At 52.8% G+C, this 13,766-nt stretch carries 20 protein-coding genes; 14 read left to right on the plus strand and 6 right to left on the minus strand.

Annotated elements, in window-relative coordinates:
* The first annotated feature begins 30 nt into the window (after nucleotides 1-30).
* From rpsM to JWF83_RS05305, 8 genes are all read left to right on the plus strand, one after another.
* The gene (gene rpsM, locus JWF83_RS05270; protein ID WP_267140863.1) at nucleotides 31-387 is read left to right on the plus strand and encodes a 30S ribosomal protein S13; all 357 of its coding nucleotides are present in this window, start codon (nucleotides 31-33) and stop codon (nucleotides 385-387) included.
* Between the two features lie 16 nt (nucleotides 388-403).
* Nucleotides 404-793, plus strand: a complete 390-nt coding sequence (gene rpsK, locus JWF83_RS05275) for a 30S ribosomal protein S11 (protein ID WP_004160563.1) — start codon at nucleotides 404-406, stop codon at nucleotides 791-793.
* A gap of 32 nt (nucleotides 794-825) precedes the next feature.
* Entirely contained in the window at nucleotides 826-1,446 is a 621-nt protein-coding gene (gene rpsD, locus JWF83_RS05280; RefSeq protein ID WP_413649143.1) for a 30S ribosomal protein S4, read from the plus strand.
* A gap of 25 nt (nucleotides 1,447-1,471) precedes the next feature.
* Entirely contained in the window at nucleotides 1,472-2,461 is a 990-nt protein-coding gene (locus JWF83_RS05285) for a DNA-directed RNA polymerase subunit alpha (RefSeq protein WP_017799035.1), read from the plus strand.
* Nucleotides 2,462-2,501: 40 nt separating this feature from the next.
* Nucleotides 2,502-2,888, plus strand: coding sequence for a 50S ribosomal protein L17 (gene rplQ / locus JWF83_RS05290; protein WP_413649144.1), 387 nt, complete (start codon nucleotides 2,502-2,504; stop codon nucleotides 2,886-2,888).
* Nucleotides 2,889-3,005: 117 nt separating this feature from the next.
* Nucleotides 3,006-3,377 carry a DUF1992 domain-containing protein gene (locus JWF83_RS05295; RefSeq protein WP_413649173.1) on the plus strand — a complete coding sequence of 124 codons (372 nt, stop codon included), beginning with the start codon at nucleotides 3,006-3,008 and terminating at the stop codon, nucleotides 3,375-3,377.
* Nucleotides 3,377-3,805 carry a Zn(2+)-responsive transcriptional regulator gene (zntR, locus tag JWF83_RS05300; RefSeq protein ID WP_413649145.1) on the plus strand — a complete coding sequence of 143 codons (429 nt, stop codon included), beginning with the start codon at nucleotides 3,377-3,379 and terminating at the stop codon, nucleotides 3,803-3,805. Before JWF83_RS05295 ends, zntR begins: the two co-directional genes overlap by 1 nt.
* Before the next feature lie 54 nt (nucleotides 3,806-3,859).
* Complete coding sequence (locus tag JWF83_RS05305) at nucleotides 3,860-4,150, plus strand: alternative ribosome-rescue factor A (protein ID WP_413649146.1); 291 nt, start codon at nucleotides 3,860-3,862, stop codon at nucleotides 4,148-4,150.
* Here the strand turns inward: JWF83_RS05305 and mscL are convergent.
* The 5 genes from mscL to def all read right to left on the minus strand — a co-directional run bounded on the left by mscL (nucleotide 4,104) and on the right by def (nucleotide 8,945).
* Nucleotides 4,104-4,508, minus strand: a complete 405-nt coding sequence (mscL, locus tag JWF83_RS05310) for a large-conductance mechanosensitive channel protein MscL (protein WP_413649147.1) — start codon at nucleotides 4,506-4,508, stop codon at nucleotides 4,104-4,106. The two genes, JWF83_RS05305 and mscL, sit on opposite strands and share 47 nt — an antisense overlap.
* A 128-nt stretch (nucleotides 4,509-4,636) precedes the next feature.
* Nucleotides 4,637-6,013, minus strand: coding sequence for a Trk system potassium transporter TrkA (gene trkA / locus JWF83_RS05315; RefSeq protein ID WP_413649148.1), 1,377 nt, complete (start codon nucleotides 6,011-6,013; stop codon nucleotides 4,637-4,639).
* Between the two features lie 109 nt (nucleotides 6,014-6,122).
* Complete coding sequence (gene rsmB / locus JWF83_RS05320; protein WP_413649149.1) at nucleotides 6,123-7,412, minus strand: 16S rRNA (cytosine(967)-C(5))-methyltransferase RsmB; 1,290 nt, start codon at nucleotides 7,410-7,412, stop codon at nucleotides 6,123-6,125.
* Between the two features lie 50 nt (nucleotides 7,413-7,462).
* Complete coding sequence (fmt, locus tag JWF83_RS05325; RefSeq protein WP_413649150.1) at nucleotides 7,463-8,410, minus strand: methionyl-tRNA formyltransferase; 948 nt, start codon at nucleotides 8,408-8,410, stop codon at nucleotides 7,463-7,465.
* A gap of 25 nt (nucleotides 8,411-8,435) precedes the next feature.
* Complete coding sequence (gene def, locus JWF83_RS05330) at nucleotides 8,436-8,945, minus strand: peptide deformylase (protein WP_413649151.1); 510 nt, start codon at nucleotides 8,943-8,945, stop codon at nucleotides 8,436-8,438.
* Between the two features lie 129 nt (nucleotides 8,946-9,074).
* Between def and dprA the strand changes: the two genes are divergently transcribed.
* Genes dprA through JWF83_RS05360 form a run of 6 tightly spaced genes read left to right on the plus strand, consistent with a single transcriptional unit; the run spans nucleotide 9,075 to nucleotide 12,865 of the window.
* On the plus strand, nucleotides 9,075-10,199 hold the full coding sequence (gene dprA, locus JWF83_RS05335) for a DNA-protecting protein DprA (protein WP_413649152.1): 1,125 nt from the start codon (nucleotides 9,075-9,077) through the stop codon (nucleotides 10,197-10,199).
* Nucleotides 10,171-10,644 (plus strand): DUF494 family protein Smg, encoded by a 474-nt coding sequence (smg, locus tag JWF83_RS05340; RefSeq protein WP_413649153.1) that lies wholly within the window; start codon nucleotides 10,171-10,173, stop codon nucleotides 10,642-10,644. Before dprA ends, smg begins: the two co-directional genes overlap by 29 nt.
* Before the next feature lie 25 nt (nucleotides 10,645-10,669).
* Nucleotides 10,670-11,227, plus strand: coding sequence for a topoisomerase DNA-binding C4 zinc finger domain-containing protein (locus tag JWF83_RS05345; protein ID WP_413649154.1), 558 nt, complete (start codon nucleotides 10,670-10,672; stop codon nucleotides 11,225-11,227).
* Nucleotides 11,217-11,789, plus strand: a complete 573-nt coding sequence (tsaC, locus tag JWF83_RS05350) for an L-threonylcarbamoyladenylate synthase type 1 TsaC (RefSeq protein ID WP_413649155.1) — start codon at nucleotides 11,217-11,219, stop codon at nucleotides 11,787-11,789. Before JWF83_RS05345 ends, tsaC begins: the two co-directional genes overlap by 11 nt.
* A 9-nt stretch (nucleotides 11,790-11,798) precedes the next feature.
* Nucleotides 11,799-12,617, plus strand: coding sequence for a shikimate dehydrogenase (aroE, locus tag JWF83_RS05355; RefSeq protein WP_413649156.1), 819 nt, complete (start codon nucleotides 11,799-11,801; stop codon nucleotides 12,615-12,617).
* Nucleotides 12,614-12,865: a DUF1488 domain-containing protein gene (locus JWF83_RS05360; RefSeq protein WP_413649157.1), complete on the plus strand. Its 252-nt coding sequence runs from the start codon at nucleotides 12,614-12,616 to the stop codon at nucleotides 12,863-12,865. Before aroE ends, JWF83_RS05360 begins: the two co-directional genes overlap by 4 nt.
* On the opposite strand, the gene JWF83_RS05365 is transcribed toward JWF83_RS05360, so the two are convergent.
* Nucleotides 12,841-13,395, minus strand: a complete 555-nt coding sequence (locus tag JWF83_RS05365; protein ID WP_413649158.1) for a gamma carbonic anhydrase family protein — start codon at nucleotides 13,393-13,395, stop codon at nucleotides 12,841-12,843. The two genes, JWF83_RS05360 and JWF83_RS05365, sit on opposite strands and share 25 nt — an antisense overlap.
* Between the last annotated feature and the right edge of the window lie 371 nt (nucleotides 13,396-13,766).

Consider the following 13,766-nt stretch of genomic DNA (forward strand, 5'->3'; position numbering starts at 1 on the left):
GGGCGCATATTTAAATAGTAGGAGTGCATAGTGGCCCGTATAGCAGGCATTAACATTCCTGATCAGAAACACACCGTTATCGCATTAACTTCGATCTACGGTATCGGCAAGACTCGCTCCCAGGCCATTTGCGCCTCTGCGGGTATCGCTGAAAATGTTAAGATCAGTGAGCTGTCTGAAGAACAAATTGACACGCTGCGTGATGAAGTTGCTAAGTTCGTCGTTGAAGGCGATCTGCGTCGTGAAGTCACCCTGAGCATCAAGCGTCTGATGGACCTTGGTTGCTATCGTGGTTTGCGTCATCGTCGTGGTCTTCCGGTTCGCGGTCAGCGTACCAAGACTAACGCACGTACCCGTAAGGGTCCGCGTAAACCGATCAAGAAATAATCGGGGTGATTGAATAATGGCAAAGGCACCAGTTCGTGCACGTAAACGTGTAAGAAAACAAGTCTCTGATGGCGTGGCTCATGTCCATGCTTCTTTTAACAACACCATCGTGACTATTACCGATCGTCAGGGTAACGCGCTGGGTTGGGCAACGGCCGGTGGTTCCGGTTTCCGTGGTTCTCGTAAGTCTACGCCGTTCGCTGCGCAGGTCGCTGCAGAACGTTGCGCAGAAGCCGTGAAAGATTACGGTATTAAGAACCTGGAAGTTATGGTTAAGGGTCCAGGTCCAGGCCGCGAATCTACGATTCGTGCTCTGAACGCTGCTGGTTTCCGCATCACTAATATTACTGATGTGACTCCGATCCCTCACAACGGTTGTCGTCCGCCGAAAAAACGTCGCGTATAACGCCCCGTTTTTAGGAATGTTGGAGAAAGAAAATGGCAAGATATTTGGGTCCTAAGCTCAAGCTGAGCCGTCGCGAGGGTACAGACCTGTTCCTTAAGTCTGGCGTTCGCGCGATTGATACCAAGTGTAAGATTGAACAAGCTCCTGGCCAGCACGGTGCGCGTAAACCGCGTCTGTCTGACTATGGTGTGCAGTTACGTGAAAAGCAGAAAGTTCGCCGTATGTACGGTGTACTGGAGCGCCAGTTCCGTAACTATTATAAAGAAGCCGCTCGTCTGAAAGGCAACACAGGTGAAAACCTGCTGGCCCTGCTGGAAGGTCGTCTGGATAACGTAGTTTATCGTATGGGCTTTGGCGCCACTCGTGCAGAAGCACGTCAGTTGGTTAGCCATAAATCTGTACTGGTAAACGGTCGCGTTGTTAGCATCGCTTCTTATCAGGTAACTCCGAATGACGTTGTTAGCATCCGTGAGAAAGCCAAAAAGCAGTCTCGCGTTAAAGCCGCTCTGGAGCTGGCTGAGCAGCGTGAAAAGCCAACCTGGCTGGAAGTTGATGCAACTAAGATGGAAGGTGTGTTCAAACGTATTCCTGAACGTACTGATCTGTCCGCGGACATTAACGAACACCTGATCGTCGAGCTTTACTCCAAGTAAAGCTTAGTACCAAAGAGAGGACACAATGCAGGGTTCTGTGACAGAGTTTCTAAAACCGCGCCTGGTAGATATCGAGCAAGTCAGTTCGACGCACGCCAAGGTGACCCTTGAGCCTTTAGAGCGTGGCTTTGGCCATACTCTTGGTAACGCACTGCGCCGTATTCTGCTTTCATCCATGCCGGGTTGCGCGGTGACCGAGGTTGAAATTGATGGTGTACTGCATGAGTACAGCACCAAAGAGGGCGTACAGGAAGATATCCTGGAAATCCTTCTCAACCTGAAAGGGCTTGCGGTAAGAGTTCAGGGGAAAGATGAAGTTATTCTCACCTTGAATAAGTCTGGCATTGGCCCTGTGACTGCAGCCGATATCACCCATGATGGTGATGTCGAAATCGTCAAGCCGCAGCACGTGATCTGCCATCTGACCGATGAGAACGCAGCTATTAATATGCGTATCAAAGTTCAGCGCGGTCGTGGTTATGTGCCGGCGTCTGCCCGAATTCATTCGGAAGAAGATGAGCGCCCGATTGGTCGTCTGTTAGTCGACGCTTGCTACAGCCCTGTAGACCGTATAGCCTACAATGTTGAAGCAGCGCGCGTTGAACAGCGTACTGACCTGGACAAGCTGGTCATCGAAATGGAAACCAACGGCACTATTGATCCTGAAGAAGCGATCCGCCGTGCGGCCACCATCCTGGCAGAACAACTTGAAGCTTTCGTTGACTTACGTGATGTTCGTCAGCCGGAAGTTAAAGAAGAGAAACCAGAATTCGATCCGATCTTGCTGCGCCCTGTTGACGATCTGGAATTGACTGTCCGCTCTGCTAACTGCCTTAAGGCAGAAGCTATCCACTACATCGGTGATCTGGTACAGCGTACCGAGGTTGAGCTGCTTAAAACGCCTAACCTTGGTAAAAAATCTCTTACCGAGATTAAAGACGTGCTGGCATCACGTGGTCTGTCTCTGGGCATGCGCCTGGAAAACTGGCCACCAGCTAGCATTGCTGATGAATAACCCGATCACAGGTTAAGGTTTCACTGAGAAGGATAAGGTCATGCGCCATCGTAAGAGTGGTCGTCAACTGAACCGCAACAGCAGCCATCGTCAGGCTATGTTCCGCAACATGGCTGGCTCTTTGGTTCGTCATGAGATCATCAAGACGACCCTGCCGAAAGCGAAAGAGCTGCGTCGCGTAGTTGAGCCGCTGATTACTCTTGCCAAGACCGACAGCGTAGCTAATCGTCGTCTGGCATTCGCCCGTACTCGTGATAACGAGATCGTGGCAAAACTGTTTAACGAGCTGGGCCCGCGTTTCGCGAGCCGTGCCGGTGGTTACACTCGCATTCTGAAGTGTGGCTTCCGCGCTGGTGACAACGCTCCGATGGCTTACATCGAGCTGGTTGATCGTCCAGAGCTGGCAGCAGAAGCTACTGCAGAGTAATCTGCGGTAACGTAAAAAGACCGGGCTTGCCCGGTTTTTTTATATCCAAAATTCCCCGCACTTCCCGCTGATATTTGGTTATGCTATCCATAGTTCACTTCTGCACAGGAGAAGATGATGTGGTTAATTGACCAACTCGTTGAACAACATATCCGTGACGCCCAGGCCAGTGGCGAGCTGGACAATCTTCCCGGTCAGGGAAAACCGCTGGTGCTTGACGATGACAGCCATGTTCCTGCCGAACTGCGTGCGGCATATCGTCTGTTAAAAAATTCCGGTTATCTGCCGCCCGAGCTGGAGATGAAACGGGAAGCGATCGAGCTGGATACTATGCTTAAGTCGCTGGATCCTGACGATCAACGTTACCAGCCGAACCTCAGGCGCCTGACGCTGCTGGAGATGAAGTTGAAACAGGCCGGTCTGAACACCAGTTTTCTTCATGGTGCTTATCGCCATCACTTAAAGTTACGGCTTGCGGGGGATAAATAATGTTACGCATTGGACAGCTGGCAAAACTGGCGGACGTAACGCCTGATACCATTCGCTATTATGAAAAGCAGCAGATGATGGACCATGAGGTGAGAACCGAAGGGGGTTTTCGTCTCTATAGCGAGAACGATCTGCAGCGGCTTAAATTTATCCGTTATGGCCGCCAGCTGGGCTTTACCCTCGATTCTATTCGCGAGCTGTTGTCGATCCGTGTCGATCCTGAGCATCATACCTGCCATGAATCCAAAACCATTGTGCAGAACCGGCTAAATGAAGTCGAAGGGATGATTGCTGAGCTGCAACATATGCAGCGCTCATTGCAGCGGCTGAACGATGCCTGTTGCGGCTCTGACCACAGTAGCGTCTACTGCTCGATCCTTGAAGCGCTGGAACAGGGCGCCACTACGGTTAACGCACAGACTGATTGAAAATTATGCCAATCGGGCCTATATTCTTTGCGTCAATTACCAGGGAAAATCATTATGACCGTCTATCAGCACAAAAAAGGCAAGATACGTGATAACGCCATCGAGGCGCTGCTACATGACCCGTTGTTTAAACCGCGTATTGAAGTGAATCAGAAAGGTAAAGGCAGCTATCGGCGTAAAGATAAGCATGCAGGGAAGGGGAACTGGGAGGCCAGTGGTAAGGATCAGCAACTGATTTTTACCACTGGCCTTCTGGCTTCCGGCCAAAAAAAACCGTCAGCTGACGGTTTTGTCGTTTTTACGGCTTATTGTTTTGCTCTTTCAGCAAATCACGGATTTCGCTAAGCAGCAGTTCCTGCGCCGGCGTTTTTGCCGGAGCGGCTTCTTTCTTCTTATACAGTTTGTTCATCAGTTTAATGGCGATAAAAATGGCGAATGCCACCAGCACAAAATCGAACACTGACTGAAGAAATGCACCGTACTCCATCACCACTGCCGGGGTTGTCCCTTCAGCGGGTTTCAGCACCCAGACGAACTGTTTAAAATCCACACCACCAATCAGTAATCCCAGCGGCGGCATAATAATATTTGCTACCAGTGATGAAACGATCTTGCCAAACGCTGCGCCAATAATCACACCCACTGCCAAATCGACGACATTGCCGCGCATGGCAAAGTCACGAAACTCTTTGAATAAACTCATGCTTATCTCCTTTCCTGTGCCAATGGCTAAAGTCTAACAAACGATTCACCTTTTGCCATTAGCGAACGGCAATTAGTCGAATACAGTTCCCTGCCGGGTCGGGGAGCCATTAATGGCTCCCGTCTGTATCACAGGAAGAACGGACTTGGCTGGAACAGCCGCTCAACATCCGGGACAAATTTCTTATCGGTGAGGAACATGATCACATGATCGCCCTGCTCAATGCGCAAATTGTCATTGGCAATCATCACATCATTACCGCGCACCACTGCGCCAATAATGGTGCCTGGCGGCAGTTTAATATCATCAATCAGGCGGCCAACGACACGTGAGGTGGTTTCATCGCCGTGAGCGATGGCTTCGATGGCTTCAGCGATACCGCGGCGTAGTGAGGATACACTGACAATATCCGCTTTGCGCACATGGCTCAGCAGGGCGGAGATAGTGGCCTGCTGTGGCGAAATAGCGATATCAATTACGCTGCCCTGTACCAGGTCGACGTAAGCCCGGCGCTGGATCAGTACCATCACCTTTTTCGCGCCCATTTTTTTCGCCAGCATCGCTGACATGATGTTGGCTTCATCATCATTGGTTACGGCAATAAACAGATCGACCTGATCAATATGTTCTTCCGCCAGCAGCTCCTGGTCGGATGCATCGCCATAAAACACAATGGTGTCCTGCAGTTGTTCCGCCAGCTCTGCGGCACGCTGCTGATTTCGCTCAATCAGCTTCACGCTGTAGTTTTTTTCCAGCCGCTGCGCCAGACCAAAGCCTATATTGCCGCCGCCGACCAGCATAATGCGCTTGTAGTTTTTTTCCAGCCGCTGCATCTCGCTCATTACCGCGCGAATATGCTGACTGGCGGCAATAAAGAACACTTCATCACCGGCTTCGACGATCGTTGAACCCTGGGGGCGAATCGGACGATCCTCGCGGAAGATCGCCGCCACGCGGGTATCAATATGTGGCATATGCTCACGCATAATCGACAGGGCATTCCCCACCAGTGGGCCGCCGTAATAGGCTTTTACCACCGCGAGACTCACTTTTCCTTCGGCAAAATTGACCACCTGCAGGGCGCCCGGATACTCGATCAGGCGATAGAGATTGTCGATCACCAGCTGTTCAGGGGAGATCAGATGGTCAATAGGCACCGCTTCAGGAATAAACAGCTTATCGGCGTCACGGATATAGTCGGCCGCGCGGATACGCGCAATACGATTTGGCGTATTGAACAACGAATAGGCCACCTGACAGGCGATCATATTGGTTTCGTCTGAGTTGGTCACGGCGACCAGCATATCCGCGTCTTCTGCTCCGGCTTCCCGCAATACTCTCGGGTGTGAACCGTGCCCCTGCACCACCCGCAGGTCAAATTTGTCCTGCAACTGGCGCAGGCGTCCGCCATCGGTATCAACAACGGTAATGTCGTTGTTTTCACCAACCAGATTTTCTGCCAGCGTTCCGCCAACCTGTCCGGCACCAAGAATGATTATTTTCATCGTCGTTTCAGCTTATTCCGTGATGGAGTCCGGGTTGCTTGCGCACCCGGATATACCCTTTCTCTGTCAGGTTACAGGCAGGCGGTAACCTGCGATCTCTTCGGTATAATCAATTTTTTATCAGCTTAGCGTAAAAGAAACCATCTCCGCCTTGCGGATGCGGGAAAACCTGTAAACCAGGCTGCGCATCGTCGGCAATCGGCTGGAGCCTGGCATCCCCATGGCGGGCGAGAAATGCGCTCACTTGCTGATGGTTCTCTTCCGGCAGGATGGAGCAGGTGGCATAAAGCAGAGTGCCGCCTGATTTCAGCTGCGGCCAGACCGCATCCAGAATCTCCTGCTGCAGGGCGGCGAGTTCAGCGATATCGCGGTCACGGCGCAGCCATTTAATATCCGGATGGCGGCGGATCACGCCGGTGGCAGAGCAGGGGGCATCCAGCAAAATACGATCAAACTGCATACCATCGCACCACCGCTGCGGGTAGCGACCATCGCCGGCTTTCACCGTTGCCGTCATCGCCAGACGTGTCAGGTTTTCATTGACCCGCGCCAGGCGTTGCTCGTCAATATCGACAGCCATTACTTTGGCCTGCGGCGCAGCTTCCAGAATATGGGTCGTTTTGCCGCCCGGTGCGGCGCACAGATCAAGGATGGATTCGCCGTTTTGCGGATCGAGCAGCGCGACACAGCCCTGTGCTGAGGCATCCTGCACCGTCACCCAGCCCTGATCGAATCCTGGCAGCTGATTAACGGAGCACGGGGCATCGAGACGCAGCGCGTCGCTGTGCTGTGGATGCGCTTCAGCTTCTTTGCCTGTGGCCTGCAGCAGCGCCAGCCAGGCATCACGGCTATGGTGCTGACGGTTCACCCGCAGCCACATCGGCGGACGCTGATTATTGGCATCAACAATTTGCTGCCAGTTATCTGGCCATGCGCGCTGCAGACGCTCCAGCAGCCATTTCGGATGCAGGTATTTCTGCGGACCGTTATTCATTTCCGACATCAGGGCTTCCTGTTGCCGCTGGAACTGGCGCAGTACGCCGTTAATCAAACCTTTCAGCGCCGGGCGCTTTAGCACCACCGCGCCTTCAACGGTTTCCGCCAGCGCGGCATGCGCCGGAATACGGGTAAACATTAACTGATACAGGCCGACCATGATCAGAAAGTGGATAACCCGCTGTTTGCCGGTCATCGGACGCGACATCAGTTTGCCAATAATCCACTCCAGCTGAGGCAGGGTACGCAACACGCCGAAGCAGAGCTCCTGCAGCAAAGCGCTATCTTTTTCGGATAATGATTTTTGCGCGGCGGGGAGGACCGTACTTAATGATTGTCCCTGCTCGATAACGCGCTCAATAGCTTGTGCCGCAAGGCTGCGGAGATTGGTCTGTTTTTTCATTAGTTGAGTCATCAATAAACAAAAGCCCGACATAAAGCCGGGCTGAAGAATCAGGCAAGGATATTGCCCTGTGTGAACCATTCACGGCGGGAGTTGAGGATATCCTGTGCTTTCATCGCTTTTTTGCCAGCCGGTTGCAGTTCGGTAATCTTCAGTACGCCATCTGCGGTAGCGATCTGAATACCGTTCTTATCAGCATGCAGGATTTCGCCCGGCTGGCTGTTTGACTGATGCGGCAGCGCTTGCGCCTGCCACACTTTAACCGGCTGTTCCTCGATCAGGAACCAGCTCATCGGCCATGGATTAAAGGCACGGATACAACGTTCAAGTTGCGCGGCGGAAAGCGACCAGTCGAGACGTGCTTCTTCTTTAGTTAGCTTTTCGGCATAACAGACGGCGCCTTCATCCTGGACTTCCGGCTGTGCGCTACCGTTTGCCAGTTGTTCGATGGTCGCTAGCATGCCGGTTGGCCCAAGCTGCGCCAGCTTGTGGTACAGCGTAGCGCTGGTATCACTGGCCTCAATTGGGCATGACAGCTTATACAGCATATCACCGGTATCCAGGCCGACATCCATCTGCATAATCGTAACGCCGGTTTCGCTGTCACCGGCCCACAGAGCACGCTGAATGGGTGCCGCCCCACGCCAGCGCGGCAGCAGTGAGCCATGGACATTGATACAGCCCAGACGCGGCATTTCCAGCACCGCCCCGGGCAGAATAAGTCCGTAAGCGACCACCACCATCAGGTCGGCATGCAGTTCCGCCACCAGCTGCTGATTCTCTTCCGGGCGTAGTGATTTCGGCTGAAACACCGGAATATCATGTTCCAGTGCCAGCAGTTTAACCGGGCCGGGGCTCAGCTTATTGCCGCGGCCAGCCGGACGGTCAGGCTGAGTAAATACCCCGACAACCTGGTGTTCTGAGGCTAACAGCGCCGCGAGATGCCGGGCGGCAAAGTCAGGGGTTCCGGCAAAGATAATCTTCAACGAATCGGACACAGTATTCCCTTCGCAAACAGTGCTATCAGTCACGCGCGTTAAGACGCGCCAGTTTTTCCAGTTTCTGGCGGATACGCTGACGTTTCATCGGCGAGAGATAATCGATAAACAGTTTACCGACCAGATGATCCATTTCATGCTGAATACAGATCGCCAGCAGGCCATCAGCTTCCAGCTCGAAGCTGTTGCCGTCACGGTCCAGCGCCCGCACTTTCACTTTCTCGGCGCGTGGCACCAGCGCACGTTGTTCCGGAATCGACAGGCAGCCTTCTTCAATACCGGTTTCGCCACTTTTTTCCAGCATTTCCGGGTTGATCAGGACTAAACGCTGGTCGCGCTCTTCTGACACATCAATAACGATGATGCGCTGATGGATATCAACCTGCGTTGCCGCCAGACCGATGCCTTCTTCGACATACATGGTTTCAAACATATCGTCCACGATGCGTTGAATATCGGCATTCACTTCTTTAACGGGCTTAGCGACGATGCGAAGGCGATCGTCCGGATAATGTAATACGTGCAAAACTGACATATCGTTCCAGATCTGTATTCAGGTGATAAAAGAATTATTCTCCTTATTGTAGACATTTCAGGCGCTGATTGACAGCATTCCTGCGGATGAGCGGCGTACTGTTACGCTGATGTTTACAAGGAAAGTAACGTGACCTCAACTGAGATCTGGCTACGGCTGTCTGGCGTGCGCGGCCTGTACGGCGAGCGCCTGTTGCATGCGGCAAAAATATTGATTTCAAATCAGCCTTCTTCTGCCGAAACGCAGATGGCAGCAGGGCTGGAGCGCGAGCAGGCAGCGCAATTCTGCCGCTTTAATCCGGTTGAGCTGGAAAACACGCTGCGCTGGCTGGAATTGCCGCAGCACCATCTGCTAACCGCCGATCATCCGCTGTATCCGCCGCAGCTGAAAAATATCGCCTGTGCCCCTGCGCTGTTATTTGTCGCCGGTAACCCGGATCTGCTGTCATCAACGCAACTGGCGGTGGTCGGCAGCCGGCGTTGCAGTCACTATGGCCGTGAGTGGGGGAGCTGGTTTACCCAGGCGCTGGCATTGCGGAGATTAACTATCACCAGCGGGCTGGCCGTCGGTATCGATGGCGTGGCGCACCGTGCAGCACTGAATGCAAAGGGAAAGACCATTGCGGTACTCGGCTGTGGCTTATCGCGCCTGTATCCCCGGCAGCATACCGCCCTTGCCAGCGATATTGTCGCAGCAGGTGGTGCGCTGGTCTCCGAGTTCCTGCTATCAGCAGCGCCACTGGCGCTACATTTTCCACGGCGTAACCGCATTATCAGTGGGCTGAGTTGCGGCGTTCTGGTCGTGGAAGCTTCGTTGCGTAGTGGTTCTCTGATCACCGCGCGTTATGCACTGGAACAAAATCGTGATGTTTATGCCATACCCGGCGCGCTGGGAAATAGCGGTAACGAAGGGGGACACTGGCTGATCCAGCAGGGTGCCTTATTAGTGACGCATCCTGACAATATTATCGAACAAATCACCAGCAACTTTAACTGGCTGCCTTTTTTAGCTCAGGAACCAATATATTCTTCAGACAATGCGGATGTTCCATTGCCATTTGCTGATGTGTTGGCTAACGTAGGAGATGAGGTTACACCTGTTGACGTCGTCGCTGAACGTGCCGGCCAACCTGTGCCAGCCATCGTAGCCAAGCTGCTTGAGCTGGAGTTAGCAGGATGGATCGCAGCTGTACCCGGCGGCTATGTCCGATTGAGGAGGGCATGCCATGTTCGACGTATTAATGTACTTATTTGAAACCTATATCCATAACGAAGCCGAAATGCGCTTTGACCAGGATAAATTGACTGATGATTTAACCGATGCAGGTTTTCATCGTGAAGATATTTATAATGCGTTGAACTGGTTGGAAAAACTGGCTGATTATCAGGACGGGCTTACCGCTCCGATCCAGCTGGCAAGTGATCCGTTGTCAATGCGTATCTACACCGAGGAAGAGAGTCAGCGCCTCGATGCCAATTGCCGTGGTTTCATTCTGTTCCTGGAGCAGATTCAGGTGCTTAATCTCGAAACCCGGGAAATGGTAATCGAACGTATTATGGCTTTGGATACCCTCGAGTTCGATCTGGAAGATCTTAAATGGGTCGTGTTGATGGTGTTGTTTAACATCCCGGGATGTGAAAACGCCTATCAGCAAATGGAAGAGCTACTTTTCGAAGTCAATGAAGGAATGCTGCACTGAAGATTTCCTTCGTGTACACAACGCTATGAATAAAACAGCGCTTTTCGCTGTGCGAAAAAATGAACCCTGCCCCCAGTGTGGGGCAGAACTGGTTATTCGCTCCGGGAAACATGGTGCGTTTCTCGGCTGCTCTGATTATCCAACCTGCGATTATATCCGCCCGCTGAAAAGCCAGGCCGATGGTCACGTGGTAAAAGTCCTTGAAGGGCAAAGCTGTCCGCAGTGCCAGTCTGAACTGGTGCTGCGGCAGGGACGCTACGGCATGTTTATCGCCTGTAGTAACTATCCGCAGTGCGAACATACGGAAGTGATCGATCGCCCGGATGAGACCACCATTGCCTGTCCGCAATGTCAGCAAGGCAAGCTGGTGCAACGTCGTTCGCGTTATGGAAAAACCTTTCATTCCTGCGATCGTTATCCTGATTGCCAGTTTGCTGTGAACTTTACCCCAGTTGAAGGCGAGTGTGAGTTTTGCCACTTCCCTCTTCTTATTGAGAAAAAAACCGCTAAAGGCTTAAAGCGTTTTTGCGCCAGCAAGGCGTGCAGTAAGCCGGTTACCGCAGGAATAAGCAGTGAAGAATGATCTTGTAGCTGGCTCACTCGAGTCATGTGTCGCACTACTCCAACAGCAAACTGTGATCGCTTACCCTACCGAAGCTGTTTTTGGTCTGGGTTGCGACCCTGACAGTGAGAGTGCGGTATTGAAATTACTGGCTCTGAAACAGCGTCCGGTAGAGAAAGGCTTAATTTTGATTGCCGCTGATTATCAGCAACTGCAACCTTATCTGGCCGATCAGCAGCTGTCGGAGCAGCAACGGGAGCGGATGTTTTCCCGCTGGCCGGGTCCGGTGACCTGGGTAGTGCCGGCATCCGCCACGACGCCACGCTGGCTGACCGGGCGTTTCGATTCGCTGGCGGTGCGCGTCAGCGATCATCCGGACGTACAGCAGTTATGTCGTGCGTTCGGTAAGCCGCTGGTATCAACCAGCGCTAATTTAACCGGCGCTGAACCTTGTCGCAGTGTTGCCGAAGTTCAGGCACAATTTGGCGCGCACTTTCCGTTGCTGGTGGGTAAAACCGGTGGCAGGCTTAATCCGTCAGAGATACGTGATGTCATCACTGGCGAACTGATTCGTCACGGGTAAAGGAAGAGAATGGAAACGTTTGTCGTATTTGGTAACCCAATTAACCACAGCAAGTCGCCGCGTATCCATCAGCTGTTTGCACAGCAGACCGGCGTAGAGCATCCCTATGGTCGCATCTGTGCACCGCTGGATGGCTTTGCTGCCAGCCTGCACCAGTTCTTTGCTGAGGGTGGCCGGGGCGCGAATGTTACTTTGCCTTTTAAGCAGGAAGCCTTTGCGCTGGCTGATACCCTCACCGAACGTGCTGCATTAGCCGGTGCGGTCAACACGCTGAAAAAGTGTGAAAATGGTCAGTTATTAGGTGATAACACCGATGGCATCGGTTTACTGACCGATCTGCAGCGGCTGAAGCTGATCGAGACGGGCGACCGGATCTTGTTGATCGGTGCCGGTGGTGCCGCGCGCGGCGTGATCCTGCCGCTACTGTCTTACGGTTGCTCGATCACCATGACCAATCGCACACTAAGCCGGGCAGAAGAGTTGGTGGATTTATTCCGCGATACCGGCGCGGTGGACGCTCTTGGTCTGGAGCAGCTGGCAGGGCAGCAATTTGATCTGATAATCAATGCCACCTCCAGCGGCGTTGCGGGCGAAACCCCGGAATTACCTGCTGCGTTAATCACGGCTGACGTACGTTGCTACGATATGTTTTATCAGACAGGCGCCACGCCATTTTTAAGCTGGTGTCTGCAGCAGGGCGCCACCCGGCAGGCTGATGGTTTAGGTATGCTGGTGGGGCAGGCGGCGCATTCGTTTCTGCTGTGGCACGGCATCCTGCCGGAGATTACCCCGGTGATGGATGTGCTGTTGCATGAGATGTCACCATGAATCAGGCGATCCAGTTTCCCGATAGTGAATACCCTGATAGCGAACGTCAGGCCATCTGTTTTCCGGCGCAGGTGAATGGCTTTATCCTGACCTGCGCGATCCCGGTCGCTGTACTGCAGCAACGCTATGGCAGCGGTATGCCTGATATTGAGCTGTTCAGAGCACACCGCTGGGATCTTGAGGAAGAAGCTGAAAGATTGATCGTCCATCAGCAAGAGGACCATCAGGGCTGGGTATGGCTCTCCTGAGCTAAGTAGTCATCTTTCCAGCCGACATAGTTATTAGAGGAATAGAGCAGCCCGGCGATCTCTTCTGCGCTAAGTGGCCTGGCTTTTTTGGCCGGGCTACCTATATAGAGGTAACCGCTTTCGAGGCGCTTGCCTGGCGCCACCAGACTGCCGGCGCCAATCATGACATCATCCTCGATGATCGCCCCATCAAGCAGAATCGACCCCATACCAACCAGCACACGATTACCAATAGTGCAGCCATGCAGCATCGCTTTATGGCCGACAGTGACATCTTCGCCGATAATCAGCGGATTGCCTTCCGGGTTATAAGACGATTTGTGCGTCACATGCAGTACGCTGCCATCCTGAATATTACTGCGCTTGCCAATGACCACCTTATTGACGTCGCCGCGAATGGCGACCAGCGGCCAGATGCTGACATCATCGGCCAGGGACACATCACCAACCACTACACTCGACGCATCAACCATGACGCGTTCACCCAACTGTGGAAAAAGCTGCTTAAAAGGACGTAACGGCGCTGACATAAAATGATCCTCCTGTAATGTCGTTATCGAAGAGTAGTGCGCTTGCCTGTTTTGTATCAACTATTGCCGTCTGGCGTGCGGTAAAATTGTGCGGATCGAGCGAGATCACAGCGAAAAGACTGAAAACTCAGCAACCAAAATAAAAGATCGAAAAAAGGCTTGTGGATTAAATTCGGATCCCTATAATGCGCAACCACTGAGACGGAACAACGGCTTACACAGCGGCGTGTCAGGAGGTTCAGAAGGCGTTAAATCGCTTCCGAACCGCCGGAGAAAAACTTCTGAAAAACGGGGTTGACTCTGAGAGAGGAAAGCGTAATATACGCCACCTCGCAACAGCAAGCGAAGCTGCTGATTGCACTGCTCTTTAA

This window comes from Pantoea sp. B65, assembly GCF_047308185.1.
In the GTDB taxonomy this organism is placed as follows: domain Bacteria; phylum Pseudomonadota; class Gammaproteobacteria; order Enterobacterales; family Enterobacteriaceae; genus Erwinia.